The organism is Pseudoclavibacter sp. RFBI5 (assembly GCF_002931395.1).
In the GTDB taxonomy this organism is placed as follows: Bacteria; Actinomycetota; Actinomycetes; order Actinomycetales; family Microbacteriaceae; genus Pseudoclavibacter.
In genome coordinates, this window is record NZ_PSYA01000016.1 from 36,433 (window position 1) to 63,217 (window position 26,785).

Consider the following 26,785-nt stretch of genomic DNA (forward strand, 5'->3'; position numbering starts at 1 on the left):
GGCTGATGCGATTACATCATACGTCTGACGTTAGAGCAAGGGATCCTGGTAGCGCTGCCAAGAATTGGTACTATGTATCACCTATTGAAGATTCGACCGGGAGAGCAACGATGCTGTCAGCACATTACGTCGGCCAGAAGACCATCGAGATCCGCACGAGCACGAGCGTGCCACCCGGCGAGGGAGAAGTGCAGATCGCCGTGGCCTACGTCGGGATCTGCGGAACCGACCTCCACATTCTGCACGGCGCGATGGATCAGCGCATCACCCACAGCGGCATCATCGGCCACGAGATGAGCGGCACGATCGCCGCCGTCGGCCCCGGCGTCGATGGCTGGGCCGACGGCGATGCCGTGACCGTCATGCCGCTCGCCTGGGACGGCACGTGCCCCGCCTGCCTCGCGGGCCACAGCCACATCTGCCAGAACCTCGACTTCATCGGCATCGACTCGACGGGCGCACTGCAGGAGTACTGGAACGTGCCGGCATCCACCCTCGTCAGACTGCCCGAGGGCATGTCGCTTGCGCACGCTGCGCTCGTCGAGCCCGTCGCCGTCGCCGCCCATGACGTCCGGCGCTCTGGGCTCACGGCGGGCGACAAGGCCCTCATCATCGGCGGGGGCCCCATCGGGGTGCTCATCGCCACCGTCGCACGCGAGGCGGGAGCGGAGGTCCGGCTCTTCGAACTCGACCCCCAGCGTCGGGCTGCCGCGGAGGCGCTCGGCATCGAGGTCGCGGACCCCACCTCCCCCGACGCCGCCGACGCCATCGAGACCTGGACCGGCGGGGCCGGCGCCGACGTGGTGTTCGAGGTCTCCGGATCCGCGGCGGCAGTGCTGACCGCGACGAGCTTCGTGAAGGTGCGGGGCACGCTCGTGATCGTCGCCATCCACCCGCAGCCGCGCCCCATCGACCTGCACCGCGTGTTCTGGCGCGAACTCACCATCGTCGGGGCGCGAGTCTACGAGCGCGAGGACTTCGAGCGGGCCGCGTCGCTGCTCGCACGCGGCGTCATCCCCGCCGACGCGCTCATCACCGAGACGGTACCCCTGGGCGAGACGGCGAACGCCTTCGCGACGCTCGAGAGCGGCCGGGCCATGAAGGTGCTCGTCGACGTTCGCGCCCCGTCGCTCTCGCGCTCCGGCGGCCCCACCTGCGCCGAACGCCCCGGACCAGCGGCAGGATGATCGGCTGGCCGAGCAGGATCCCGAGGAGCACGAGCCCCATCCCGATGGCCTGCTGACCCTCAAGCACCTCGCGCGCCAGGAGCGTTCCGAGCACGACCCCCGTCACGGGATTGAGGAGGCCGATGAGCCCCGTCGTGCCCGCCGGCAGGTTCTTGAGCCCGCCGAACCAGGCGAGGTAGGCGAGTGCCGTCGAGAAGAGTCCGACGTACGCGAGCGCGGCGATGGCTGGTCCGTCGTAGCTGGGGATGGGCCCTTCGACAAGCAGCGCGACGGGCAGCAGCACGAGGCCGCCACCCACCAGCTGCCAGGCGGTCAGGGGCAGGAGGCTGACGTCGCTCCCCCACCGCTTGACGAGCACGAAGCCGAATGAGGCGAGCGCCATTGCCGCGACGGATGCGAGCACACCCCGCCAGTCGATGGCGGTCGACCCGGCCGCGAGCATGAGCACGACCCCGAGGAGCCCGACCGCGGCGCCGGCGACGGGGAGCGCTCGCAGCCGTTCGCCGAGCATCGACGCGGCGAACAGCATCATCACGATGGGCGAGACCGCCATGATCATCGAGGCGATGCTCGACGGCAGCAGCTGGGAGGCGACGTACACGAGCGCGAAGAACGCGCTCATGTTGATCGTGCCGAGCACCAGCGCGCGCCACCACCATGCCCCTTCGGGCAGCTTCCTGCCGACGAGCAGGAGCACCAGCCCCGCTGGGAGCGCACGGAGCACGGCGCCCCAGAGAGGTGAGTCGGCGGGCAGGAACGCCCCGATCACGGTGTAGTTGCTCCCCCAGGCGATCGGTGCGATCGCGGTGATGAGCATCCAGCGCCATTTAGCTTCCATGGAAGACACTCTAGCTTCCACGGAAGGTATGCTGGCAACATGCGAGCACCCGACGACCGCGTCACCCAGATCCTGGCCGAGTGGGAGCGCGAGCGCCCCGACCTCGACGCCTCCCCCATGGGCGTCATCGGCCGCATCCACCGCATCGGCATCCACCTCACGGAAGAGCTCACGCGCGTCTACCGCGAGTACGGACTCGGCGAAGGCGACTTCGACGTGCTCGCGACCCTGCGACGAGCCGGCGCCCCCTTCGAGCGCACCCCGAGCGAGCTCGCCGCGTCGACCATGGTCACGACAGGCGCCATGACGAAGCGCGTCGACCGGCTCGAAGGCGCGGGCCTCGTCACGAGAAGGGTGAGCGATGCGGATGGCCGGGGCCGGGTCGTGCAGCTCACCGAGCGCGGGCTCGAGCTCATCGACGCGGCCTACACACGACACCTCGAGAACGAGGAGCGGCTCCTCGGGGACGTGAGCGCAGACGACCGGGCGGCCCTCGCCCGCATCCTCGGCACCTGGCTCGCCGAGGTCGAGAACCGCGACGCCGCCGGAGCGCGCCGCCCCGGCAGCTGACACCCCTCCACCGCCGCCACGCAGCGACGGCCGGGGCGCGACCTACACTGACGACATGCTCGATCCGCACCGCCCGGACCGCCACCCCCTCGACGACGAGGGCGTCGACGGCATCGCCGCGCGCCTCTCCCGGATGGTCCGCGTGCGCACCGTCGAAGACGCCGACGCCGCCGCCGCCGACCCCCTCGCCCCGTTCGCGGAGTTCCTCGCGCTCCTGCAGGAGCTGTACCCGCTCGCGAACGCCCAACTCGAGCGCGAGCTCGTGACCGAACGGGGCGTGCTCTACCGCTGGCCGGGCAGCGCGAGCCCCGGCGGCGACGGCAGCAGCAGCGACTTCGACGCGACAGCATCCGGCCCGCTTGTCCTCATGGCGCACTTCGACGTCGTCCCCGCCTTCGAAGCCGAGGGCTGGACGCATCCGCCGTTCGACGGCGTCATCGCCGACGGCTCCGTCTGGGGCCGCGGAACGCTCGACGACAAGGGGCCACTCTGCGTCATCATGGAGGCCGTCGAGGCGCTGCTCGCAGAGGGCCACACGCCCCCGCGCGACGTGTACCTCTGGTTCGGCGGCGACGAGGAGACGCACTCCGGCGCCGCCACCGCGGCCGCCGCGCTCTTCCGCGAGCGCCGCCTGACACCGTGGCTCGTGCTCGACGAGGGCGGTGCCGTGGTGGATGCTCCCCTGCCGTTCATCGACGTGCCAGCCGCCATGATCGGGGTTGGCGAGAAGGGCTCGGTCAACGTCATCCTCGAGGCGAGCGGCGACGCGGGGCACGCCTCAGCACCCTCCGGGCTGACACCGACGGCGCGCCTCGCGAGGGCGGTGTCTCGCGTCGAGCGACGCCCGTTCCCCGCCCGCCTGAACCCGGTGGCCCGTGAGATGTTCGCGACGTTCACGCCGCACGCGCACGGCTCCGGCAAGGTCGTCCTCGAGACGCTCACCAGGGCACCCCAGCTCGCCGCGCACGCGCTCGCCCGCCTCGGCGGTGACGCCGCCGCGCTCGTCCGGACGACCCTCGCGACGACGCGCCTCAGCGGCGGCACCGCCGACAACGTGCTCCCCGCGAGCGCCAGCGCCACCCTCAACTGCCGCATCGCGCCCGGGGAGAGCGTCGCCAGCACCGTACGGCACGTGCGACGCGCCATCCGGGACCGCGAGGTGCACATCCGCACCACCGACCCGAACGAGCCCACCACGATCGCGCCGACCGACAACCCGCAGTTCCGCCTCCTGCAGGACGCAGCGCGAGCCGCGTACCCGGAGGCCATCGCGGCCCCGTACATCACGCTCGCCGCGACCGACGCGAAGCACTTCCAGCGCTTCGCGCCCGCCACCTACCGTTTCGCGCCGCTCGCCATGGACGCCGCGCAGCGGGCCGCCATCCACGGGGTCGACGAGCGCGTCTCGATCGCGAGCCTCCACGCCGGCGTGAAGTTCCACACGACACTGCTGCGCTCCCTCTGACATCCCGACACCGAGAGTCCCTCGAGGAAAGGCACCACCGTGCACCGTCTCCGCTCCACCGGCTTCGCCTCCATCGCCGGCATCGTCGGGTTCCTGGCCTTCGTGGAGTTCACGAGCGGGATCCTGCAGGGCTACTACACCCCGCTGCTCACCGACATCGCGCGCCACCTCGGCATCCACGACGCCGACGTCAACTGGCTCGAGGGCGCGCAGCTCATGCTGTCGGCACTCGTCGTGCCGGTGCTCGCGAAGCTCGGCGACATGATCGGCCAGCGCAAGGTACTGCTCGCCTCGACCGCGGTGACGGCACTCGCCTCGTTCGGCCTGGTCTTCGCGCAGGAGTTCTGGATGTTCCTCGTCGCCTGGGCACTGCAGGGCTTCTACGTCATCTGGCTGCCCCTCGAGATCGCACTGATCTGGTCGCGGACCCGCGAGCGGCCCAACTCCGCCAGACTGACCCGAACCTCCGCCGGCGTGCTCGTCGCCGCCCTGCAGCTCGGTGCCATCGCGGGCGCGCTCAGCGCCGGAGCGCTCGCCGAGTCGCTGCCGGTGCAGGTTCTCCTGCTGATCCCGGCGATCGCCGTCGCCCTCTGCTTCTTCGTGATCCTCTTCGGCGTCAAGGAATCGCCCAGCCCGGTCGGCGGCAAGCTCGACTACGCGGGCCTCCTGCTCCTCAGCCTCGCCCTCCTCTCGTTCACGGGCGGCCTCAGCCTGCTCCGCGTCACCGGCCCCGGCGACCTCTCCTCGTGGCTCGTCGTCCTGCTCGGCCTCGCCGGGCTCGCGCTCTTCGCGCGCGTCGAGCTCGGACGCCCAGACCCCCTCATCGACGTGCGCCTGTTCCGGTCGTCGGCGCTCTGGCCCGTGTTCCTCACAGCGGGGCTCTTCGGCGTGAGCGTGCTCGGCGCGCAGGCACCCCTCTCGACGTTCGCACGCACCGACCCGAGCGTGTACGGATACGGTCTCGGCGCATCCGCCGGCCAGACGTCGATCCTCATCGGCTCCTACGTGCTCTCGATGGTCGTGGGGGCGCTGCTCTACTCGCAGGTCACGAAGCTGCTCGCACCCCGCGTCGCACTCATCGGCGCGAGCGGTCTCGTCGCGACGGGCTACCTCCTGTTCCTGCCGTTCCACGACGGCTACCTGCAGGCGGTCACCAACATGGTCATCGCCGGCATCGGCTCGGGGGCGCTCGTCGCCGCGCTGCCATCGGCCGCCGCGGCGGCCGCACCCGCGACGCAGACGGGCGTCGCGACGGGCCTCACCAACTCGGTGAAGACGCTGGGCGGCGCGATGGCGTCGTGCGTGTTCGGCATCGCCCTGCTCGGCACGCTCGCGAATGCGCCAGCCGCCGAGGGGACGGCCGGTTCGCTTGCCGGGTACTTCACGGTGTGGACGGTGTGCGGGCTCACGGCCGTCGCCGCCGCGATCGCCCTCTGCTTCGTGCCGAAGGCCGCGTTCCAGGATGCGCCGGAGCGCGCCGACCGGCCTCCCGTCGTCGCGTAGCGCCCGGGCCGCGGATCCACGCCCACGCCGCGACCCCACCCGCCCGCGCGACCCCGCGCCCGCTCGGACCCACGCCCGCGCCGCGCACCCGCGCGGACCCACCTACCCACCCCTCGAAAAGGTCACTTTCACCGCGTGTTGCGCGCCGCCACGGGGTGAAACTGACCCATCTGGCGGCGGGCGGGCGGACCGCGACGGCGGGCGGCAGCAGCGGGCGGGCGGCGGCGGGCGGCGGCCATCAGCCCCGCGTCCGCGCATCCGCCCCGCGCCCTCCGCGTCCCACCCCAGCGCCGACTCGCCCGCAATAAGGACACCTTGACCGCGTGTCGCGAGGCATCACGGGGTGAAACCGACCTATTTGGCGGCGGAGAGTGCGCGGGCGGGCGACGGAGAGCGGGCGAGCGACGGACGGGCGGCGGCGGCATCCAGCCCGCCGAGTGCCTCCGTCCCGCACGCCCGACCCGCGTCAGCGCGCATCCGCCCCGCGGACCTCGCGCCCTCCGCGCCGACCCGGCCGGCCGATTGCCCGCAAAAGGACACTTGAACCGCGTGTTGCACGCCTCCATGGGGCAGAACCGACCCATCTGTCGGCGGGGAACGAGCACACGGCGGGCAGGGGCGAGCGGAGGACGCACGGCGGATGAGGTGCACGGGCTGGGGCCGGGACGCAACGCGCGACCAGGCACGCGAGGCGACGCGAGGCGACGACGCGCGATGCCGGTGGATGGCGGGCGGCCAAGCGGAGAGCGGTCGGCGGAGAAAGGGCGGCGGAGAGCGGAGGCGTGTGGCCAGATAGTCCAATGGTGGGTATATTCCTGTGCATGGCAACCATGACCGAGTCCACGTTCTGGATCCTCACCGCCCTCGCCGCCGGGCGTCAGCACGGCTACGCGATCATGCGCGACGTGGAGCGCCTCAGCGGCGGCGCCGCGACGCTGCGCGCGACCACCCTCTACGCCGCGCTCGAGCGCCTCGAACGCGAGCAGCGCATCCAGAAGGCAGGCGACGAGATCGTGGATGGCCGCGCCCGCCGCTCTTACGAGCTCACCCCGCAGGGACACCACGACCTGGTGGCGGAGACCGAAGCTCTTGCGGCTCGCGCGCAGGTCGCCGCGACGGCGCTGAAGCGTGGCCCCTCGCCGGCCGTTCGCCCCTCCCCGGCCCTGCGTCTCGGCCGCGCCTGGTGAGCGCATCCCTCAGCACGAGGTTCGAGCGCCTGCTTCGCTGGTATCCGCGCGCCTGGCGGGAGGAGAACGGCGAGTACCTGCTCGCGGTGCTCCTCGAGGACGCCGTCGAGCGCGGCAAGACGAAGCCGACGCACGCGGACGCCTGGTCGATCCGCGTGCATGGCCTCGCCGCCCGGGCCACACCGGGGGCGACGCTCGGTGTCGCGGTCGCAGCGCTGATCGTGAGCCTCATCCCGATGGCCACCATCTTCGTGAGCGCGCTCATGGAGCCGACCTGGCTGCGCCTCGGCATCACCGGGTTCCAGGAGTTCTCAGGCCTGCTGCTGCTCTTCCTGACCGTCATGATGTTCGGCCGCCGCCACGGTGGCAAGCTCACCGCCCCGGCCGCACTCTCGGCACTCGCGCTCTGGGTGCTGCACGCCGCGGCCGCCGCGTGCGCGCGCCTGAGCTGGTCGATCGGATGGGAGGAAGCGGATGACAACCTTCTGCCGGGAGCGACGAGCACCTGGTTCGGAGACTCCACCTCCTTCTGGCTTGTGGTCGCCGGCGCCCTCGGGATCGCTTCGCTGAGCGTCGTCTTCCGGGGCCTGCTGCGACGGAATCGTTCCGCTTTCGAGGCGTGGATGCTTGCCGGAGTCATCTCCTCAAGCTGCCTCGTCGCCCTGTTCATCACGAGCATGATGCCGTCGATCATGCCGCTCGCAGCGGGAACCATGCTCGTCCTGAGCGCGATCGACGTGAGCAGGGAGACCGCCGGCGCCCGGACGTCGCAGCGGTCTGCTCGCCCAGACCGCCCCGTGCATGTCCGAGCCCGACAGCGCCGAGCCCGCTTCCTGATCCTGTTGGTCCTCGCGGCCCTGACGGCGCTGGCCGGAGCGTTCTGCGCGGCGCTCGCCATCGGCGGCAGCAGCTGGAGTCTGGCGTTCCGCGACACGACGCACGCCATGAACGTCGGGTTGGCCCTCGGCTGCCTCGTCGTGGTTCCGCTCGCAGCCGTCGGAGCGTGGATGCTCTTCCGCCGGTTCGGAAGGCGCTGGCTGGTCGGCGGTGCGTTCCTCGTGGCCGCGCTGCTGCTCGAGGCAGGCTCGCAGCTCGCGGGGGCAGGCCATCCGGCGCAAGAGCCGCTCTGGGTGCTCGCGGCCCTCTGCATCGGCGCGGCACCCACCATCCCGCTCACCGCGCTGATCCCCGCGTCGAGGCCCGTCAGCGCCATCCTCGCGGTCGGCGGGTCACTTGTGCTCGCCCTGACCGTGGGGCTCGGCGTGCCAGGCCTGCCGTTCATCGCGCCCCTCGCATCCGTCGCCGTCGCGTGCTGGGCCGCGGTTCACCTCATCGTGGATGCGCGGCGCTCGCGAGCCGACGCGCGAACCCCGAGCGCCGGGGGTGGATTCCAGCTGGCAGAGTCGCCCTGAGCAGGCGCTCGCCGCAGCCGCATCATCCCCGCGCGCATCTGACCCCCGCGCGTCCTCCCCGCGCACATCCGTCCCCGGCGCACCTCCGCGTCCTCCGCGCGCATCCGCTCCCGCTGCACCTCCGCGCCCGCACCCCCGCGCGGAGCTACCCACGAAAAGGTCACTTTGGCCGCGTGTTGCACGCCGCGACGGGGTGAAAACGCCCCATCTGACGACGGATGGGCGGATGGCGGACGGGCGGCGCTCACCGGCCCTACTCCCGCCCCGCGCGGGCCCCGAGTACGCGCGCACCGCAGCCGCTCCATCCCCGCGCGCATCCGCTCCCGGCGCACCTCCGCGCCCGCACCCCAGCGCGGAGCTACCCACGAAAAGGTCACTTTGGCCGCGTGTTGCACGCCGCGACGGGTCGAAAACGCCCCATCTGACGACGGATGGGCGGATGGCGGGCGGGCGGCGTTCACCCGCCCTACTCCCGCCCCGCGCGGGCCCCGAGTACGCGCGCACCGTAGCCGCTTCACCCCCGCGCGCATCCACCTCCGCGCACCCCCACCCCAGCGGAGCTGCCCACGAAAAGGTCACTTTCACCGCGTGTTGCTCGCCGCCTTGGGGTGAAAACGACCTATTCGGCGGCGGAGAGCGGAGGGCGGAGGGCGGCAAGCGCGCGGGGCACGGCGGCGGGACGGCTCCGCCCGCAAGGGGGCTTAGCCTCGCGTCGGGCTCAGCCCCGCGTCGGCTGAGGCTCGGCGAGCGGCAGGCGCACCGTGAAGCGCGTCTCGCCAGGGCGGCTGTCGACGGAGATCGTGCCGCCGTGCGCATCCACCACGCTCTTCACGATCGAGAGGCCGAGTCCCGTGCCGCGGGTGACCGGGATGGAGCTCGCCTCGGTCTCGCCGCGCGTGCGAGACACATCGCCGCGCACGAACCGCTCGAAGAGGTGCTCGAGCACGCCGGGGTCGATGCCTGGCCCGTCGTCGACGACGCTGAGCACGGCGTTGCTGCCCTCGACGCCGAGCGTCAGGGTGACGTTCGTTCCCGCCGGGGTGTGCGCGTTCGCGTTGGCGAGGAGGTTCGAGACGACTCGGCGCAGCTGCGCGTCGACTCCCGTCACCTCGATGGCGACGCCTGGGATGTCGAGGTTCCACCGATGCTTCGGCCACGCAGCGTGCGCGTCGCCGACCGCCTCGAGGGCGATGAGCGACAGGTCGACCGTCCCGTGCTCGACGTCGACACCCTCATCGAGGCGGGCCAGCAGCAGGAGCTCCTCGACGAGCGCGGTCATGCGGACGGACTCCGAGTCGATCCGCTCGAGCGCGCGAGCAGTGTCCTCCGGCAGGTCTGCGCGGCTGCGGCGCGTGAGCTCGGAGTAGCCGCGGATGGACGCGAGGGGGGTGCGCAGCTCGTGGCTCGCATCCGCCACGAACTGCCGCATCTTCGCTTCGCTCGCCTCCCTCGCGGTGAAGGCGCGGGAGATGTGCCCGAGCATCGTGTTGAAGGCCTGGCCCATGCGCCCGACCTCGGTGCGCGGGTCCGCGTCGCGCGGTTCGACCCGGACGTCGAGGGCGGCGTCGCCCGAGGTGAGGGGCAGCTTCGAGATGCTGGTCGCGAGATGCTCGACCCGCTCGAGCGGTGCCATGGATGCGCGGATCCAACGCGACGTGAAGATCGCGGCGAGCCCCATGCCGAGGAGTCCGATGAGGGCGATCATGAGGCTCAGCGTCGTCGTCGTCGCGTTGACGTCGCCGAGTGGGAGCGCGATGACGACGCCGTATCCGGCCGGCCCTTCGCTCGCCTGCGCCCTGACTTCGCCGATGCCGAGGACGGTGACGGTGTGCGCCTGCCCATCCTGTGGGACGCTCGCAAGTTCCTCGGCGGTGGCCGGGGAGATCAGCACGACCTCGCCGAGACTGTTGAGGGCGCCCGCCGAGATGACGGTGTCGTCGTCGATGACCGCGCCGACGGTGCCCTCTGCCTGGCCGGGGAGCTTCAGCACGAACGTCGCGTTCGGGGTGATGGAGAGGGGGCCACCCGTGTCGCCGGGACCGGACGCGCCTTCGCGCCCGCGGTCGCTCGCAGAGGAGAGCTGCTGGTCGAGCCGGTCGACGAGCACGTTGTGCAGCAGCGTCACGCTCACGGCGCCGATGACGGCGGTCACGATGACGAGCGTTGCGACGAGTCCGAGGACGAGTCGACGCCGGAGGGTCAGCGGCGCACGCTCGCGCCTTGCATCCACGCCCGACGGTGGAGCATTCGGGGGGAGAGCTGCAGGGGATGCGCCTCCCGGCGCGCTCATTCCGTGGCCTTGAGCATGTAGCCGACGCCGCGAACCGTGCTGATCATGGGCTCACGGCCGGCGTCGACCTTCTTGCGCAGGTAGGAGATGTACAGCTCGACGACGGTCTCGCGCCCGCCGAAGTCGTAGCTCCACACGTGGTCGAGGATCTGCGCCTTCGACAGCACGCGGCGGGGGTTGCGCATGAGGAAGCGCAGCAGCTCGAACTCGGTGGCCGTGAGCTCGATGAGGTCGTCGCCGCGGCGCACCTCGTAGCTCTCCTCGTCGAGGCTGAGGTCGCCGACGCGCAGCACGGGGTCGTTGGCACCGCCCTGCGTGAGCATGGAGCGGCGAACGAGGCCGCGCACGCGCGCGATGACCTCCTCCAAGCTGAAGGGCTTCGTGACGTAGTCGTCGCCGCCGGCTGTGAGCCCCGCGAGTCGGTCGGCGAGCGCGTCCTTCGCGGTCAGGAACAGCACGGGCAGCGTCTCGTCGTCGGCGCGGATGCGGTGCAGCAGCGAGAGCCCGTCCGTGTCGGGGAGCATGATGTCGAGCACGGCAGCGTGCGGCTTGAACTCGCGGGCGACCTTCACCGCGGATGCCCCGTCCGCGGCGGTGCGCACTTCCCAGCCCTCGTAGCGCAACGCCATCCTGAGGAGGTCGGTGAGCGAGGGCTCGTCGTCGACGACGAGCACTCGGATGGCGGACCCGTCGGCCGCCTTGAGCATCGGGCCGAGTCGCGAGCTCGACTGGTCGGTGGGAGGCATGCCTCTAGTCTCCTCCTTGATCTATGGAGGAGCTATGAGGCGCCTGAGCGCCGGGTATGGGGTCGGCAACGGGCGCGCAACGTTCTGGGCCGCATCCGCTCGCCCACCCATCGAGTCAGCCGAAGAGCGTCTCCCCGACGTACCCGCCCTCGCGAGCGCCAGGGGGAATCGCCCAGATGCCGCTTCCGGTGTGCTTGATGTACTCGTTGAGGAGGTCGGTGCTGAGCGACTGCTGCACGCGGATGAACTGCTCCGGGTCTCGCTGGTAGGACAGGAAGAAGAGGCCGGCGTTGAGGCGTCCGAGCTCATCGTTGCCGTCGACGAAGTTGTAGCCGCGGCGCAGGAGCCGAGCTCCCGCGTTCTTGGTGGGGTGCGCAAGCGCGACGTGGGAGTTCGCGTCGATCGCCGGCTGCCCGAACGTCGTGCTGCTCTCGGCAGCGAAGTCGGGTTCGGCGAACTCCTCGCCGCCGCTGAGCGGCGCCCCGGCGCGCTTGTCGCGGCCGATGATCTGCTCCTGCTCCTCGAGCCGGACCCGGTCCCAGGACTCGATCATCATGCGGATTCGCCTCGCCACGAGGTAGGAGCCGCCGGCCAGCCAGTCGGCGCCGTCGCCTGGCGCGACCCAGACGTGCTCCGTCGTGGCGCTCGTCTCTTCCGCCTTGACGTTCGCGGTGCCGTCCTTGAAGCCGAAGAGGTTGCGAGGTGTGGCCTGGCTGGTCGAGGTCGACGAGGTGCGCCCGAAGCCCAGCTGCGACCAGCGCAGGATGACGCGGCCGAAGCCGATGCGCGTGAGGTTCCGGATCGCGTGGACCGCGACCTGGGGGTCGTCGGCGCAGGCCTGGATGCAGAGGTCGCCGCCCGAGAGCGCGCTGTCGAGCGCGTCTCCGGAGAAGCGTGGGAGCTGCGTGAGCTTCGCCGGCTGCTTGCTGGCCAGGCCGAAGCGGTCGACCCCGTCGCCGTCGACGAAGAGCGTCGGGCCGAAGCCGAACGTGATGGTGAGTGCCGAGGGCGGCAGTCCGAGGGCCTCGCCGGTGTCGTCGGGTGGGGCGAGCGGCGACCCTCCGACGGCTCCGGAGGCGGAGACGTCGAGGCCCTGCACGAGTCGCGACGACGCGTAGCTCCAGTCCTGCAGCAGCTCCGCGAGGTCCTCCCTCGTCGTTCCCTCGCGGACGTCGAAGGTCGCGAAGTGGATGCGGTCCTGGGCCGGGGTTACGATGCCGGCCTGGTGCTCGCCGTTGAAGGGGTACTGGGTTCCGCTGCCGGCGTGGGAGGTGGCACTGGCACCGGTTGCCGCGGCGATCCCGAAGCCGCCGGCGCCACCTGCGGCTATTCCGGCCGCGCCTGCGCCGAGGAGGCCGAGGAGACCGCGGCGGGACAGGCCGCGGGCGGGTTCTTCGACGTCGTGTTCGTTCGGGGTCTCGCCTGCGCTCACGGGCAGCCCTCCTGGGTTGTTCTGATGAGAGTGGCCAGCTTGCGTGACCGTCCGCGGGTGGTCACCGCGTTCGGGGTGACCACAGGCGGATGCTGACGCAAGCTGGCCGGGTGCGCTGGGAACGCTATGCCGGCAGCCCGAGCACGGTGGTCGTGAGCTGCGAGAGCGGCTCGGCGAGCGCGTCGACCTGGGTCGACAGCTCCTTCACCTGCTCGGGGGTGAGGTCGCGGTAGTTGGTGAAGCCGTCCTCATAGCTGCCGTAGCTCGCGAGCAGATCGTTGAGCGCGGTGAACTCGGTGCTGATCGAGTCGGCGATCGCGATGCCGTCCTCGCCCTTCGACCGGGCGACGTCCTCGACGATGCCGAACGCGACCTCCGCGCCCTCGACGTTCGCCTTGAAGTCGCTGAGGTCGGTGCCGGACCACCAGTCCTCCTCACCCGAGATCTTGCCGGTCGCGACCTCGTCGAGCAGGCCGATGGCGCCGTTCGTGATGTCCTCGATGGAGATCGAGAACTCGTCGCTGTTCACGAGGTCCGCGAGCTGCTGGATGTCGGCGACGAGCTGGTCCGCGTACTGCGCGCGCTCCGCCGTGGTCGACGGCGCCCAGTCCAGGAACGCGTCGGTGTCGTCGGAGTTCTTGGCGCCGGGCTGCGGCTGCCAGAGGTCCTTCTCGATCCGGTGGAAGCCGGTCCAGTCGAGGCCTTCGGCGACGGCGTCGACCTCGCGGTAGTCGATCTTCGGGTCGAGGTCGCCGAAGGCCTCGGCGGTCGGCTCGATGCGCTCGTATGGCACGCGCGCGGCTGCGAAGAGCTCGCGCGCGGCTTCGTCGTCGCCCGACTTGTAGGCGGTGGTGAACTGATCCACGAGGGGGACGAGCTCGGCGACCTGGTTGCGCAGGTAGGCGGTGTAGCTCGTGACGGCTTCGTCGTAGGCCGCCTGGTCGTCGGCGGCGACCGCGACTGCCTCGCCCGAGACAGAGAAGGCGGTCTGGCCGATGCCGGCCCCGAGCATGCCCGGCTTGCACACGGTGAAGTAGCTGCCTGGCTGCGCGACGACCGAGAGCTGGCGGCTCGTGCCTGGCGCGATGTTCTCGACCTCGCCGACGATGCGGAGTCCGTCGTCGGCGAGCAGGTAGAACTCGGTGACGCGTTCGCCGTCGTTGGTGACCTCGAAGGTGATGGGGCCGCTGGCGGCGGAGTCACCGGAGACCGTGCAGTCGGTGTCCGTGCTCGAGACGGCGAGCGAGGCGGCGGAGTCGGCCGGCGCGTTCGGCACGCAGCCGGTGAGGGAGACGAGCGTGACGGCGGAGAGCAGTCCGACCGTGAGTGGCTTGAGGTGCATGGTTGTCCTTCTGAGAGCGGGTGCTGAAAGCGGGTGCTGAGGTCGGTGCTCAGCGTGCGGCGGTCGCCGCGGGCTGAGGTGATGTGGGGGTCGATTGGCGGCGGCCGGAGCGCGTGCGGATGACGAAGAGCGCGGCTGTCGGGATCAGGTAGGCGAAGTAGGCGAGGATCTCGAGCTTCGTCATCTCGGGCGTGAAGCCGATGGTGCCCTTGAGGAGCGCCCCGAGGAGCCCGTCCGGCGGGATGACCTCTGGGATTCGGAACGCCCACGCGTTCTCCCCGAACCAGGCCTGCACGGCGGCGGATGCGCCCTCCGGCGCCGCGATGAAGGGGCCGGGCAGGACGGCGGCTTCCTGCAGGTCGTGGATGGCGTAGGCGACGATGCCGGCGGCGAAGACGATGAGGATGGCGCCGGTCCACGTGAAGAACGTCGAGAGGTTGATGCGCACGACGCCGCGGAAGAGCCCCCAGGCGAGGCCGACCGCGAGGAGCAGGCCGACGATGGCGCCGAGGAAGCCGAGCACCCAGCCGTCGCCCGAGCGGGTGGTCGACCAGACGAAGAGCGCCGTCTCGAGCCCCTCGCGTGCGACGGAGACGAAGGCGACGGCGACGATGCCCCACCCGCTGCCCCCGAGGTGCCGGTCGACCTGCCCTTCCAGCTCGTGCTTGAGGGTCTTGGAGACTCGGAGCATCCAGAAGACCATCCAGGTGACCATGGCCACGGCGACGAGCGAGAGGCTGCCGCCGATGATCTCCTGCGCCTGGAAGGAGAGCCCGTAGGCGCCGAAGGTGAGGACGGCGCCGAGGATGAGCGACGCGACGACCGCGAAGGCGACGCCGAGCCAGATGCGGCGCACGATGTCGGGACGCTGGATGCGCCTTGCGTAGGCGATGAGGATGCCGACGACAAGCGCCGCTTCGAGGCCTTCGCGGAGTCCGATGAGCAGAGAGCCGAGCATGTTGGGTTCCTGGGCGTGAGGGGGTACGGGCTGGCGGGCGTGAGGGCCAGCCATAGCCCAGGCGTCCATGCGCGGTAGGCCAGGTAAGGCTTACCTTTCGCGAAGATACACCCGTCCTCGGCGAATTGCCAAGTCCCCGATACCGAGGATCGCGCACCCGCCACGATCGGGCTGGAACGGGGCGGAAGGTCCCACCGAGACGACTCAAGTACCGTGGGCAGCGGCCCGCGCCACCGTCGGGCATCAGCCAGTTCAGGAGGAGCATTCGTGCAGACCATCGACATCACCCAGCTCGCGGCGCTCGGCGAGCAGGCCACGGTCATCGACGTCCGCGAGCCGGACGAATTCTCGGCCGTGCGCATCCCCTGGGCCAGCAACGTGCCGCTCAGTGAACTTGTGGAGCGCGCAGACGAGGTGCCGGATGACGGCCCGGTCTACCTGATCTGCGCGGCTGGTGTGCGCAGCGAGCGAGCCACTGCCTACCTCGAGCAGCAGGACAAGCCGGTCGTCAACGTGCTCGGCGGCATGTCGGAGTGGGCGGGCGCCGGCCACACGGTCGAGCGCGGCTGACGCGAGCAGCCAGGAGCGCTCACCGCCGAGTACCGAACGGCGACGGGGAGTTCTCCCCGTCCTCTCGGGTGTGCCGCGCGACGATTCTCGCTAGCGTGGGGCCACCTCGACTGGGGCGCCACGGCGCCCCAGATCCACCGGCGATGGGAGTGGAGCGTGAACAGTCCACGGCGTCCTGCGCGCACCCGCGACGCCCCGAACCGGCTGGCCTCGCAGCCGAACACCGAGGCGCAGCGGCAGGCCGAGCAGCAGCACCGGGCGGCGCAGGCAGATCCCTTCGGCCACACGCTGCCGCGGCGCCAGCCAGCCGTCCAACCGCCTCCGCTCTTCATCCCGGGCTTCCGGTACTACCCGCCCGCGTCCCGCGTCCGCGCCGCGGGGTAGCACCGAGTCATCGCTCGCTGCTGAGCGCATGGAGCGATCGCGCCTGTGGATGACCGAGCGGATGTCCGAGGTCGCGCCTAGGGTTGCTTGCATGGTCGCAACGCACGAGACAGATGCCCCCGCTCCATCAGGGACCCTGCTCCAGCGCGCGCAGACGGTGCTCAGGGAGGTCTTCGGCTACGACGACTTCCGCGGCGACCAGGCGCAGATCATCGAGCGGCTGTGTGCCGGCGACGATGCCGTCGTGCTCATGCCGACCGGTGGCGGGAAAAGCCTCTGCTACCAGGTGCCCGCGCTGGTCCGCGAGGGTACCGGCGTCGTCATCTCGCCGCTCATCGCGCTCATGCACGACCAGGTCGGGGCACTCGAGCAGCTCGGCGTGCGGGCGGCCTTCCTCAACTCCACGCAGTCCATCGATGAGCGCCGCGACGTCGAGCGTCAGCTGCTGGCGGGCGAGCTCGACCTCATCTACCTGGCGCCGGAACGTCTGCCCGTCGCAGCCGACCTCCTCAGCCGAACGAACATCTCGTTGTTCGCCATCGACGAGGCGCACTGCGTCGCGCAGTGGGGTCACGACTTCCGACCCGACTACCTGAACCTGTCGATGATCGCCGAGCGGTGGCCCGGGGTTCCGCGCATCGCGCTGACGGCGACCGCGACGAGCGAGACACGGCAGGAGATCGTCGAGCGGCTAGCGCTCGACGACGCGAAGGTGTTCGTCGCGAGCTTCGACCGCCCCAACATCCAGTACCGCGTCTCCCCCAAGCAGACCCCAAAGGCGCAACTGCTGCGCCTCATCCAGGAGGAGCACGCGGGCGATGCGGGCGTCGTCTACTGCCTGAGTCGAAAGTCGGTCGAGAACATCTCGGAGTGGCTGCGTGGGCAGGGCGTGAATGCCCTCGGCTACCACGCCGGCATGCCCGCCGAGACGCGGGCGAGGCACCAGTCGAAGTTCCTGCGCGAGGACGGGGTCGTCATGGTCGCGACGATCGCGTTCGGCATGGGCATCGACAAGCCCGATGTGCGCTTCGTCGCCCACCTCGACCTGCCGAAGAGCATCGAGGGCTACTACCAGGAGACAGGTCGCGCCGGACGCGACGGGCTCCCCTCGACCGCGTGGCTCGCCTACGGACTCCAGGACGTGGTGCAGCAGCGGCGCATGATCGCCGAAGGCGATGGCGACGCGCAGCGCAAGCGCGCGCAGAGCCAGCACCTCGACGCCATGCTCGCGCTCTGCGAGACGGTCACGTGTCGCCGCGTGCAGCTCCTCGCCTACTTCGGGCAGCTGAGCGAGCCGTGCGGCAACTGCGACACGTGCATCTCACCTCCCGACTCGTGGGACGGCACGATTCCCGCGCAGAAGCTGCTCTCGACGGTGCTGCGGCTCGACAGGGAGCGCAACGGCCAGGCGTTCGGCGCCGGCCAGCTCATCGACATCCTCACGGGGAAGACCACCGACAAGGTCACGCAGTGGAAGCACGACGAGCTCTCCACGTTCGGCATCGGCAAAGACCTGGGCGACACGGAATGGCGCGGGGTCGTGCGCCAGCTGCTCGCGGCGGGCGTGCTCGCGGTGCGCGGCGAGTACGGCGTGCTCGCGCTCACCAGCGAGGCCGCCCCGGTGCTGCGCGGCGAGCGTCAGCTCATGTTCCGCAAGGAGCCCCCGAAGGCGCCCGGCTCGAGCGGGCGACGCTCGCGCGGCGAGTACTCGGGCCGCTCCGGCGGCGGCAGCGCGGCAGCCGCGGCCCTCACCGAGTCGCAGCGCGAGGTGTTCGAGCGGCTGCGTGCCTGGCGGGCGGAGACGGCGAAGGAGCAGGGCGTGCCGGCGTACATCGTGTTCACGGATGCGACGCTCGCGGCCATCGCCGAGGTGAAGCCGCGCCAGCACGCGCAGCTCGCGGCGATCTCGGGCGTCGGCGCGGCGAAGCTGGAGCGCTACGCCGACGACGTGCTCGACGCCATCGCGGATGAGTAGCGCCGCCGACCTCGAACCGTGATGGGTTTCAGTGACCGTGATGGGATAAAACCCATCACCGGTCACCGAAACCCAGCACGAGCGCCGCGAGAACCCATCGGCGTCGCCGGAAGCCAGCCTCCGCACACGTTGAGCGGGGGCGGGGGCACGGACTGCAGGTCAGTCAGCGTCCTGTTGCCTGGCGGCTAGGAGAGCACTCGGTGCACGCGCAGCGCTTCGACGACCAGCGCGTGGTCCTCGTGCATCTCGAGGCCGCTCACGCCGACGGCACCGGCGAGCGTTCCCCCGATGCGGATGGGGAAGGCGCCGCCGGCAGCGGCGTACTCGCGCGGGTCGAGCAGCGAGTCGGCGGCGAAGTCCTCGCCGTTCGCCTGATAGGTGTACCGGACCGCGAGGGTCGAGTGGCCGAAGTGCTCGACGACCCGGAGCTTGCGGGCGAGCCACGCGTCGTTGAGCGCCGCGGAGCCGGGGGTCGCCGCGTGGAACGCCCGCTGCCCGCCCAGGACGATCGAGACGGCGACGCTGTGCCCGCGCACGAGCGACTCGTGGCGCAGCCACGTGCCGACCTGCCAGGCATCCTCGAGCGTGAAGCTCGGGAAGTCGAGCTCCCGCTCTTCGGCGCGCAGGAGCTGGAGGATGTCGTCGACGGGCAGGCCGACGTATGGCGGAGTGGGGGCGGAGCTCATGGTTCACCTCGGTGTGCGGAATGAGTGGAGTGCTGGGGCACGCCTACGTGCCTGCAAGCGAGCATAACCCTCGAAGCCTCATTTGTCATGACATAAGAACATGATCGATTTCACCCTCCGGGTTGACGCGATACATCGCGAGTTCCGGCAGGCTGTTCGCATGCGCACTCTCCTCAACATCATCTGGCTCCTCCTCTCGGGGTTCTGGCTCTTCTGCGGCTACGTCCTCGCGGGCGTGCTGCTGTGCATCCCGATCGTCACCATCCCGTGGGCGATCGCCTCGTTCCGCATCGGCCTCTACGCGCTCTGGCCCTTCGGACGCGACGTCGTCTCGCGAGCCGACGCCGGCGCGTTCTCGTTCATCGGCAACGTCATCTGGTTCGTCCTCGCGGGCTGGTGGCTCGCGATCGGCCACATCGTCTCTGGCATCGCACTGTGCGTCACGATCATCGGCATCCCGATGGGCATCGCCGACTTCAAGATGATCCCGATCTCCCTCTCGCCCCTCGGCAAGGAGGTCATCGACCGCGACAACGGCCCGTTCGGCAGCCCGCGGCGCTGACGGGTCTCCCCGAGCGCAAGGAACGGCCGGCACCCCGCTGAGGGTGCCGGCCGTTCCGCGCGCTGCTCGCGGCGTCTCGCGGTGGATGCTCGCGCCTACTTCACGGGCACGTCCGGGATGTCGTCCCCCACTTCGCGGATGACGGCGATGTCCTGCGTGTAGCCGCCGAGCTGTTCGAGCTCGTGGGCGAGCTCCTCGAGTTCGGCGCCGCCGGCCATCTGCGCGGTGAGCTCGTCGAGCGTGATGTCGGCCTTGTCGTAGTAGCCGATCGACTTGCCGCGCTTGAGGAGCAGGAAGCTGTCGCCGACGGGGAACGCGTGGTGCGGGTTGTGGGTGATAAAGATCACGCCGAGCCCGCGGTCGCGGGCCGCGAGGATGTAGCGCAGCACCACGCCCGACTGCTTCACGCCGAGGGCGGCGGTCGGCTCGTCCAGGATGAGCGCCTTCGCCCCGAAGTACACGGCGCGGGCGATCGCGACGCACTGCCGCTCGCCGCCGGAGAGCTGGCCGATGGGCTGGTCGACGTCGCGAAGGTCGATGCCCATGTCGAGCAGCTCCTTCTTGGTGATGGCCTTCATCTGGTCGACGTCGAGGCTCTTGAAGGGGCCGAAGCCCTTCGTGAGCTCGGAGCCGAGGAAGAAGTTGCGCCAGATGGGCATGAGCGGCACGACCGCGAGGTCCTGGTAGACGGCCGCGATGCCCCGCTCGAGGGCCTCGCGCGGCGACTTGAGGTGCACCGACTCGCCCTCGATGAGGAACTCGCCATCGGTGTGCTCGTGGCGCCCCGCGATGATCTTGATGAGCGTCGACTTCCCGGCACCGTTGTCGCCGAGCACGCACGTCACGCGTCCCGGATCGACGTCCATGTCGACGTTCTGCAGGGCGAGGATGTTGCCGTACCGCTTGCCCGCATCCCGGAGCGAGATGAGGTGCGTGCCCTGCTCGACGCGGTCGTGCTGCTGCACGTCCGCGGCTGCTGTCTGGTTCGTTGTCATCACTTCTGCTCCGCCCTCTTCTTGACGACGAGGTTCACGATCGTTGCCATCAGCAGCATGAGGCCGAGGAAGAACTTGAACCAGTCCGGGTTCCACTGGGCGTAGACGATGCCCTTGTTGGCCATGCCGAAAATGAGGGCGCCGATCGCGCCGCCGATCGCCGAGCCGTAGCCGCCGGTGAGGAGGCAGCCGCCGATGACGGCCGCGATGATGTACAGGAACTCGTTGCCGATACCCTCGCCCGACTGGACCACGTTGAAGGCGAACAGGTTGTGCATGCCCAGGATCCAGGCGCAGAACCCGACGCCCATGAAGAGGCCGATCTTGGTCGCCGTGACGGGCACGCCGACCGCGCGGGCCGCGTTCTCGTCGCCGCCGACGGCGAAGATCCAGTTGCCGATCTTGGTGCGCATCAGGATGAACGTGGCGACGAGCACCAGCGCGATCCAGATGAAGACGGTGACGTTCACGTTGACGCCGAAGACGGGGATCTCGCTGGCAAAGATCGCCTTGGCCGATGCGAAGCCGTCCATGTCCGCGATGGCGGGGCTGGAGACACCGCCGCCGACGAGTCGAGTGATGCCGAGGTTGAGCCCCGTCAGCATGAGGAACGACGCGAGCGTCACGATGAACGACGGCAGCTTCGTCTTGATGAGCAGCCAGCCGTTGATGAAGCCGACGGCGAGGGCGAAGACGAGGCCCATGAGCACGCCCACCCACACGTTGGTGGCGAAGTACCAGCTGAAGAGGGATGCGGTGAGTGCCGAGGAGATGACGGCGACACCGGCGGAGAGGTCGAACTCGCCGCCGATCATGAGGAGGGAGACGCCGACCGCCATGATGCCGATCGTGGAGGCGCCGTAGAGGACGGTCGCGAGGGAGGTGACCTGGGTGAAGACGGGCGCCGCGATCGCGAAGAAGACGAACACGACGATTGCGCCGACGACGGCGCCCATCTCGGGCCGACCGAGGATGACCGACAGCGGCGAGCGTCTGCCGACACGCTCGTCGGCGCTCGAGGATACGGGGCCGGTGGCGGGTGTTCGGGGCGATGCTGAAGTTGGTGTTGCGGTGTGAACCATGACTGCACTTCCTTGTGAGAGGTCGGGATGGCCGCGGCTCGCAGCCATCCCGACCGTGGCTCGCTGGTTAGCGGATACCCTTCTTGGCCTCTTCGAGGACAACGGCCGCGTTGCTCTCGTCGATGATCGTCGGGCCGGTGAGCACGGGCTTGCCGCCACCGAGGGCGAACTCGCCGTTGTTCTGCAGCCAGAGCGAGTCGACTGCCATGTATCCCTGCAGGTAGGGTTGCTGATCGACGGTGAACACGACGTCGCCGTCGACGATCGCCTGCGCGAGGTCTGCGTTGAGGTCGAAGGACGCGACCTTGGCGCTGGAGCCGGTCTCGGCGACCGAATCGATCGCCGTGAGCGTGAACGGAGCGCCGAGTCCGATGACGACGTCGGTGTCCGGCGTCGACTGGAGCTTGGCGGAGATGGTCGACTTGACCTGCGTCATGTCCGTGCCGGTCACGTACAGGATCTCGGTGGCTGGCACCTTCTCCTTGATGCCGGCGCAGCGGGCTTCGAGGCCGACGTGGCCCTGCTCCTGGATGATGCAGAGGGGCTTCGTGTAGCCGAGCTCGGTGATCTTGTCGCCAGCGGCCTGGCCTGCAACCACTTCGTCCTGGCCGATGTAGGTGAAGGCACCGAATTCGAAGGCCTCCTTGCTTCCGCCGTTGAATGCGACCACGGGGATACCGGCGTCGACGGCGGCCTTGATGGAGTCTTCGAGTGCGTCCCCCTTGGCGATCGTGACGGCGATGCCGTCGACGCCCTGGTCGATCGCCTGTTGGATGAGCTGGGCCTGGTTCGGCGCCTGCGGGTCGGAGGAATAGAGCAGTTCGACGTTGTCCTTCGCCGCCGCGGTCTCGGCGCCCTTCCGAACGATGTCCCAGAAGGTGTCTCCCGGGGCGGCGTGCGTGATCATCGCGATCTTGATGGAGGGCGTGTCTGCGACGCCCGCGACCGCCGGGTCTTCGGCCGTTCCGGTGTCGCGGCCACCTGCGGAGGAGCAGGCGGTGAGCGCGAAGACCGGCACCATTGCGAGCGCTGCCAGGCCGAACATGAGACGTTTCTTCTTCACGAAAACTCCTTTGAATGCCGTGATGACGCCAGTTGGACGCTCGACAGGACAGCCGCTGGGGACGGCGTCTTGAGGAACCCACGTGTGCTCGCTCGGTCATCCTTGTCCGAGAGCGACGAGCACGTCACTGACTTGTCATGACAATAGCTCAACAGGTGTATTAAGCAAATACTTTTTTGTGACGCGTCCATCTCAGCTTCGTCACGACGCGAGAAGGTGGGCGATCGCGGAGCGACCGCCCACCCGGAGAGCAGAGGTGACCCCCTACTCCACCGGCTCCTCACGCCCACTCGCGAGCGACCGCGTCGCGGCCTCCGCGATCGCCTGGGCCCGCAGCGCATCCCGCAGCGACGGCGACGGCGCGCGACCACCCTCAAGTGCCGCGACGAACTCCGCGAGCGCGGCCGCGTACGTGGGCTGCACGCGCTCGAACCAGCCGGCGTGCATCCCCGACCCGACGACGACGCCCTTGCCGTACCTCGCGACCTGACCTGCGGGGTGCCGCTTCGCCTCGACGAGCCCCTCCGAGCCGAACACCTCGATGCGCTCGTCGTAGCCGTACCCCGAGCGACGGATGCTGTCGATCTGCACGAGCGCACCATTCGCGAGCCGCACGGTCGCGATCGACGTATCGACGTCGCCGTACTCGGCGACCCTCGGCTCCGCGAGCGCGCTGCCCGTCGCGTACACCGCGACGGCGTCGAGTCCCGTGATCCACGTCGCGAGGTCGAAGAAGTGCACCGTCTGGTCGCGCATCTGCCCGCCCGAGACCGCGATGTACTCGAGCGGCGGCATGGAGGGGCCGCGACTCGAGAGCTGCAGCAGCTCGACGGTGCCGATCTCCCCGGCATCCACGGTGCGCTTCAGCTCGGCGTAGTCGCGGTCGAAGCGTCGGTTGAAGTCGACCATGGCGGTGATGCCGGATTCCTCGACGTACTCGACCGTCTCGCGGGCGCGCTCCAGATCGAGATCGATGGGCTTCTCGCAGAGCGCCGCGATACCGGCATCGGCCGCGAGCCGCAGATGATCGGCGTGCTTGTTCGTGGACGACGCGATGAGCACCGCGTCGACCTCTGCCGCATCGAAGAGCTGCTCGAGCGAGGACGCCGCGGCGGCACCGTGCGAGGCAGCCAGCTTCTCGGCCCTGGCCCGGTCGACGTCGTAGACGAATCGGAAGTCGACGTCCGGGTTGGCCGCGAGACTCTGGGCGTGGACGGCGCCGATGAACCCGGCGCCGATGAGGGCGAAACGCTGCATGTCACTTCCCTCCGGCTTCCCGGAGCTCGGCGTCGGCCGCGGCCACCTCGGCGTCGCGGTCGGCGACGCTCGCGGGCACGGTCCACGCTCCATCCGCCGCATGCGAGGCTGCGACGGCCTCGACGAACTGCACCCCGATGAGACCATCGATGCCCGTCGGGAACGACAGCTCGCGGACCGTCGAGCCTCGCGCGTCCCGGCGCGCCTCGAGCTCGTCGGCGAGGTCGCGGTAGAAGTTGCCGAACGCCTCGAGGAACCCCTCGGGGTGCCCGAGCCCGACCCTCGTGAGCCTGGCGGAGTCCTCGGAGAGCGACGCGAGGCCGTGCGTGAAGATCGTCGTCGTCCCCTCCAGATCCTGGAAGGTGAGGTGGTGCGGGTCCTCGTGCTGCCACTCGAGGCTGCCCTCGTCGCCGAACACCCGGATGCGCAGCCCGTGGTTGTGCCCCGTCGCGGCCATGCTCGCCCAGAGACGGCCAGGGGTCTCGTCGGCGAGCCTGAGCGCGACCGTCGCGTTGTCGAAGACCCTGCGTCCCGGCACGAGCGTGTGCAGCTGGGCGGAGACCTGCTCGACCTCGAGGCCCGTGATGTAGCGGGCGAGGTGGTAGGCGTGCGTGCCGAGGTCCCCGACCACGCTCGGGAAGCCGGCGATGTCGGGGTCCGTGCGCCAGCTCGCCTGCTTGTGGCCGGTCAGCTCCAGCGGCGTCGTGGCCCACCCGGAGGCGTGCTCGACGTCGACGAAGGTGAGGCGCCCCAGGCGTCCGTCGCTGACCATTCGGGCGGCCTCGCGCACCATCGGGTAGGCCGAGTAGCAATGGGGGACGGCGAGGATCGCTCCGCTCGCGGCCGCCAGCTCGACGAGCTCGCGCGCGGTCGCGGAGTCCTGCGTGAGCGGCTTCTCGCACACGACGTGGATGCCGCGCTCGAGGAACGCCTTCGTCACCTCGAAGTGGGTGTCGTTCGGCGTCGCGACGATGACGACGTCGACACCGTCCGCCCTCGTCGCCTCGACCTCCGCCATCTCCTGGTAGCTCGCGTAGCTGCGTTCCGGAGCGACCCCGAGCGATGCAGCCACCTCGGCCGACTGTCCGCGGTCGCGGCCGAAGACCCCGGCGTCGAGGGCGTATCGGTCGTCCAGCCGCATCCCGAATCGATGCGTCTTGCCGATGTCGGCACCGATGCCGCCACCGACCATTCCTGCGCTCAGCCGGCGCGCGTTCTGTCTGCTCATGTCACCCTCGGTGCTCGTCTGCTCTGCCTTGCCCCTATTGGACAAATATGGATCGATGCAAATAGTTCCACACGATGCCGGGAAAGGCCATACGCTGGTGGCGACCAGATGCAGAGCACGGAGGCGACCTCGTGAGCGAGACCCCGAAGTCCCCCGCGGCACCAGTCACGATCCGTGACGTCGCCGAGCAGGCCGGCGTCTCCAAGTCCCTCGTCTCGCTGGTCCTGCGCGACGCACCGCACGTGAGCGACGCGAGACGCCAGGCAGTGCTCGCTGCGATCGCCGAGCTCGGCTACCGGCCGAACGCGCACGCGCGAGGCCTCGCCCGCACCAAGACGAAGACCGTCGGACTCATCGTCAACGACCTCCGCAACCCCTGGTTCGTCGAACTCCTCGAAGGGGTCTCCGCCACGCTCCACGCCTCCGGCTACGCGACCCTCCTCGCCGACAGCCGCACCGACCAGCGCGTCGGGCGCAGCTCGCTGCAGACCCTCACGCAGCAGGGCGTCGACGGCATCGTCGTCATCGGCACCACCTCCGAGGCCGATGCCATCGCACGCATCGCCGACGACATCCCCACCGTGCTCGCCGGCACCCTCGACCCCGAGCTGCCCTCCGTCGACGTCGTCACCAACGACGACGAGGCGGGCGCCCACCAGGTGACCCGCCACCTCCTCGACCTCGGCCACACCCGCATCGCGTACCTGCAGGGCCCAGGTCGCATCAGCCGACTGCGCGAGCAGGGGTTCCTGCGCGCCATGACGGAAGCAGGCGTCGCCTCGAGCGCCGTCGTCGACGCAGGAGGCATGAGCGAGGAGAGCGCACATGCCGCAGCAGCTCGGCTCCTCAGCCGCTCGGCCGCCGAACGCGTCACCGCGATCTTCGCCTTCAACGACGCCTCCGCCATCGGCGTGCTCTCGGTCGCCGACACCCTCGGCCTCCGTGTCCCCGCCGACCTCTCCGTCGCGGGCTACGACAACTCCCCGCTCGCGAGGTTCCAGGTCGTCTCCCTCACGTCCGTCGACACCGGCAACTTCGCGATCGGCGTGCAGGCGGGCACGTTCCTGCTCGAACGGATGCAGCACCCCGTGCAGCTCCAGCGGGTGCAGCGGGTCGTCACGAGCCTCGCGGTGCGCGGGTCGACGGGCAGCGCCCCGGCCTGAGCCGCGGAGGCATCGAGGCATCGGCATCGGCATCGGCATCGAGGCATCGCCCCGGGCTCGCCGTGGCGCGGGGGCGTGGGGTGTGGAAGTGCGACCCTGCGGGATACTGGCCGGGTGAACCCGATCATCCGCGATGCCACCGTCGACGACATCCCCGCGATCACCGCGATCTACAACGAGGACGTGCTGACGACGACCGTCAACTGGAACGCCGAGACGGTCGACGACGACGACCGTCGCTCCTGGTTCGCGGGGCGCACCTCAGCCGGCCTGCCCGTGCTCGTCGCCGTCGATGAATCGGATGCGGTGCTCGGCTACGCGAGCTACGGCGACTTCCGCACCTTCTCCGGCTACCGGCACACGGTCGAGCACTCCGTCTACGTGCGCGGCGAGGCCCGCGGGCGTGGACTCGGGAAGGCCCTCACACTCGCGCTCATCGGCCGCGCCCGCGAAGCTGGCAAGCACGTCATGGTGGCCGCCATCGACGCGGCGAACGTGACCTCGATCGGCCTGCACGAGCGCCTCGGCTTCGTGCACGCGGGCCGCCTCGACCAGGTCGGCACGAAGTTCGGCCGCTGGCTCGACGTGGTCTTCCTGCAGCTCATCCTCGACGACGGCACACCGGCCGACGCCGGGCGCACCTGACTCCGAGCCAAGACGAAACCCCGCCTGACCAACATCAGTGCGAAAACGGCCCCACTACGCGCCCCGGAACCGCTGAGCAGCGATTCCGCACTGAAGTTGGTCACGAGAGCGCCGAACTGCCCGCGCCAGAGCGCCAGCGCGGCGCTGCCCCGCTCCTCGACGCCGGCACATCGGCCGACGCCGGACGCACCTGACTCCGAGACAAGACGAAACCCCGCCTGACCAACATCAGTGCAAAAACGGCC

At 70.1% G+C, this 26,785-nt stretch carries 23 protein-coding genes and 1 pseudogene; 12 read left to right on the plus strand and 12 right to left on the minus strand.

The genetic code is table 11. From position 1 onward, the window contains the following. Window positions 1-110 precede the first annotated feature (110 nt). Window positions 111-1,187 carry a zinc-binding dehydrogenase gene (locus tag C5E06_RS17875; protein ID WP_104307758.1) on the plus strand — a complete coding sequence of 359 codons (1,077 nt, stop codon included), beginning with the start codon at window positions 111-113 and terminating at the stop codon, window positions 1,185-1,187. 22 nt (window positions 1,188-1,209) lie between these two features. Here C5E06_RS17875 and C5E06_RS19720 read toward each other — a convergent pair. Then, window positions 1,210-2,025 (minus strand): annotated as a pseudogene (locus tag C5E06_RS19720) (EamA family transporter); the annotation flags it as partial. A gap of 39 nt (window positions 2,026-2,064) precedes the next feature. Between C5E06_RS19720 and C5E06_RS17885 the strand changes: the two are divergent. The 5 genes from C5E06_RS17885 to C5E06_RS17905 all read left to right on the plus strand — a co-directional run bounded on the left by C5E06_RS17885 (window position 2,065) and on the right by C5E06_RS17905 (window position 8,162). Then, window positions 2,065-2,595, plus strand: a complete 531-nt coding sequence (locus C5E06_RS17885; RefSeq protein ID WP_104298166.1) for a MarR family winged helix-turn-helix transcriptional regulator — start codon at window positions 2,065-2,067, stop codon at window positions 2,593-2,595. Between the two features lie 55 nt (window positions 2,596-2,650). Next, window positions 2,651-4,060, plus strand: coding sequence for a M20/M25/M40 family metallo-hydrolase (locus C5E06_RS17890; RefSeq protein WP_104307760.1), 1,410 nt, complete (start codon window positions 2,651-2,653; stop codon window positions 4,058-4,060). Between the two features lie 39 nt (window positions 4,061-4,099). Then, window positions 4,100-5,563 carry an MFS transporter gene (locus tag C5E06_RS17895; protein ID WP_104307761.1) on the plus strand — a complete coding sequence of 488 codons (1,464 nt, stop codon included), beginning with the start codon at window positions 4,100-4,102 and terminating at the stop codon, window positions 5,561-5,563. 821 nt (window positions 5,564-6,384) lie between these two features. Beyond that, the gene (locus tag C5E06_RS17900; RefSeq protein ID WP_104307762.1) at window positions 6,385-6,750 is read left to right on the plus strand and encodes a PadR family transcriptional regulator; all 366 of its coding nucleotides are present in this window, start codon (window positions 6,385-6,387) and stop codon (window positions 6,748-6,750) included. Then, on the plus strand, window positions 6,747-8,162 hold the full coding sequence (locus C5E06_RS17905; RefSeq protein ID WP_104307763.1) for a hypothetical protein: 1,416 nt from the start codon (window positions 6,747-6,749) through the stop codon (window positions 8,160-8,162). Before C5E06_RS17900 ends, C5E06_RS17905 begins: the two co-directional genes overlap by 4 nt. Before the next feature lie 718 nt (window positions 8,163-8,880). Here the strand turns inward: C5E06_RS17905 and C5E06_RS17910 are convergent. The 5 genes from C5E06_RS17910 to efeU form a co-directional block, all read right to left on the minus strand. Further along, entirely contained in the window at window positions 8,881-10,392 is a 1,512-nt protein-coding gene (locus C5E06_RS17910) for a cell wall metabolism sensor histidine kinase WalK (protein ID WP_219820247.1), read from the minus strand. A gap of 56 nt (window positions 10,393-10,448) precedes the next feature. Then, a complete protein-coding gene (locus tag C5E06_RS17915; protein ID WP_104240221.1) occupies window positions 10,449-11,198 on the minus strand; it encodes a response regulator transcription factor in 750 nt (249 codons plus the stop codon). 115 nt (window positions 11,199-11,313) lie between these two features. Continuing rightward, window positions 11,314-12,630, minus strand: a complete 1,317-nt coding sequence (gene efeB, locus C5E06_RS17920; RefSeq protein WP_104307765.1) for an iron uptake transporter deferrochelatase/peroxidase subunit — start codon at window positions 12,628-12,630, stop codon at window positions 11,314-11,316. Between the two features lie 124 nt (window positions 12,631-12,754). Further along, the gene (gene efeO / locus C5E06_RS17925) at window positions 12,755-13,972 is read right to left on the minus strand and encodes an iron uptake system protein EfeO (protein WP_104240219.1); all 1,218 of its coding nucleotides are present in this window, start codon (window positions 13,970-13,972) and stop codon (window positions 12,755-12,757) included. Between the two features lie 49 nt (window positions 13,973-14,021). Further along, window positions 14,022-14,930, minus strand: coding sequence for an iron uptake transporter permease EfeU (efeU, locus tag C5E06_RS17930; RefSeq protein ID WP_104307766.1), 909 nt, complete (start codon window positions 14,928-14,930; stop codon window positions 14,022-14,024). Window positions 14,931-15,197: 267 nt separating this feature from the next. On the opposite strand from efeU, the gene C5E06_RS17935 reads away from it, so the two are divergent. From C5E06_RS17935 to recQ, 3 genes are all read left to right on the plus strand, one after another. Further along, on the plus strand, window positions 15,198-15,500 hold the full coding sequence (locus C5E06_RS17935) for a rhodanese-like domain-containing protein (protein WP_104240217.1): 303 nt from the start codon (window positions 15,198-15,200) through the stop codon (window positions 15,498-15,500). Window positions 15,501-15,656: 156 nt separating this feature from the next. Further along, window positions 15,657-15,884: a hypothetical protein gene (locus C5E06_RS17940; protein WP_104307767.1), complete on the plus strand. Its 228-nt coding sequence runs from the start codon at window positions 15,657-15,659 to the stop codon at window positions 15,882-15,884. Window positions 15,885-15,945: 61 nt separating this feature from the next. Then, entirely contained in the window at window positions 15,946-17,859 is a 1,914-nt protein-coding gene (recQ, locus tag C5E06_RS17945; protein ID WP_104307800.1) for a DNA helicase RecQ, read from the plus strand. A gap of 185 nt (window positions 17,860-18,044) precedes the next feature. Here recQ and C5E06_RS17950 read toward each other — a convergent pair whose 3' ends face one another. Then, window positions 18,045-18,545, minus strand: coding sequence for a heme-degrading domain-containing protein (locus C5E06_RS17950; protein ID WP_104307768.1), 501 nt, complete (start codon window positions 18,543-18,545; stop codon window positions 18,045-18,047). A 160-nt stretch (window positions 18,546-18,705) separates the two neighbouring features. Here C5E06_RS17950 and C5E06_RS17955 point away from each other — a divergent pair, with 160 nt between their 5' ends. Continuing rightward, window positions 18,706-19,107, plus strand: a complete 402-nt coding sequence (locus C5E06_RS17955) for a YccF domain-containing protein (RefSeq protein ID WP_104307801.1) — start codon at window positions 18,706-18,708, stop codon at window positions 19,105-19,107. 95 nt (window positions 19,108-19,202) lie between these two features. Here C5E06_RS17955 and C5E06_RS17960 read toward each other — a convergent pair whose 3' ends face one another. The 5 genes from C5E06_RS17960 to C5E06_RS17980 all read right to left on the minus strand — a co-directional run bounded on the left by C5E06_RS17960 (window position 19,203) and on the right by C5E06_RS17980 (window position 24,732). Continuing rightward, a complete protein-coding gene (locus C5E06_RS17960; protein WP_104307769.1) occupies window positions 19,203-20,102 on the minus strand; it encodes an ATP-binding cassette domain-containing protein in 900 nt (299 codons plus the stop codon). Beyond that, on the minus strand, window positions 20,102-21,184 hold the full coding sequence (locus C5E06_RS17965) for an ABC transporter permease (RefSeq protein ID WP_104307770.1): 1,083 nt from the start codon (window positions 21,182-21,184) through the stop codon (window positions 20,102-20,104). Before C5E06_RS17965 ends, C5E06_RS17960 begins: the two co-directional genes overlap by 1 nt. 67 nt (window positions 21,185-21,251) lie before the next feature. Further along, window positions 21,252-22,229 (minus strand): substrate-binding domain-containing protein, encoded by a 978-nt coding sequence (locus tag C5E06_RS17970; protein WP_104240252.1) that lies wholly within the window; start codon window positions 22,227-22,229, stop codon window positions 21,252-21,254. A gap of 282 nt (window positions 22,230-22,511) precedes the next feature. Continuing rightward, window positions 22,512-23,504 (minus strand): Gfo/Idh/MocA family oxidoreductase, encoded by a 993-nt coding sequence (locus tag C5E06_RS17975; protein WP_104307771.1) that lies wholly within the window; start codon window positions 23,502-23,504, stop codon window positions 22,512-22,514. Between the two features lies 1 nt (window position 23,505). Beyond that, the gene (locus tag C5E06_RS17980) at window positions 23,506-24,732 is read right to left on the minus strand and encodes a Gfo/Idh/MocA family protein (RefSeq protein ID WP_104307772.1); all 1,227 of its coding nucleotides are present in this window, start codon (window positions 24,730-24,732) and stop codon (window positions 23,506-23,508) included. A gap of 131 nt (window positions 24,733-24,863) precedes the next feature. Between C5E06_RS17980 and C5E06_RS17985 the strand changes: the two genes are divergently transcribed. Together C5E06_RS17985 and C5E06_RS17990 are read left to right on the plus strand one after the other, a co-directional pair. Further along, a complete protein-coding gene (locus tag C5E06_RS17985) occupies window positions 24,864-25,895 on the plus strand; it encodes a LacI family DNA-binding transcriptional regulator (RefSeq protein ID WP_258063012.1) in 1,032 nt (343 codons plus the stop codon). 114 nt (window positions 25,896-26,009) lie between these two features. Further along, on the plus strand, window positions 26,010-26,540 hold the full coding sequence (locus C5E06_RS17990; protein WP_104307773.1) for a GNAT family N-acetyltransferase: 531 nt from the start codon (window positions 26,010-26,012) through the stop codon (window positions 26,538-26,540). Window positions 26,541-26,785: the final 245 nt, after the last annotated feature.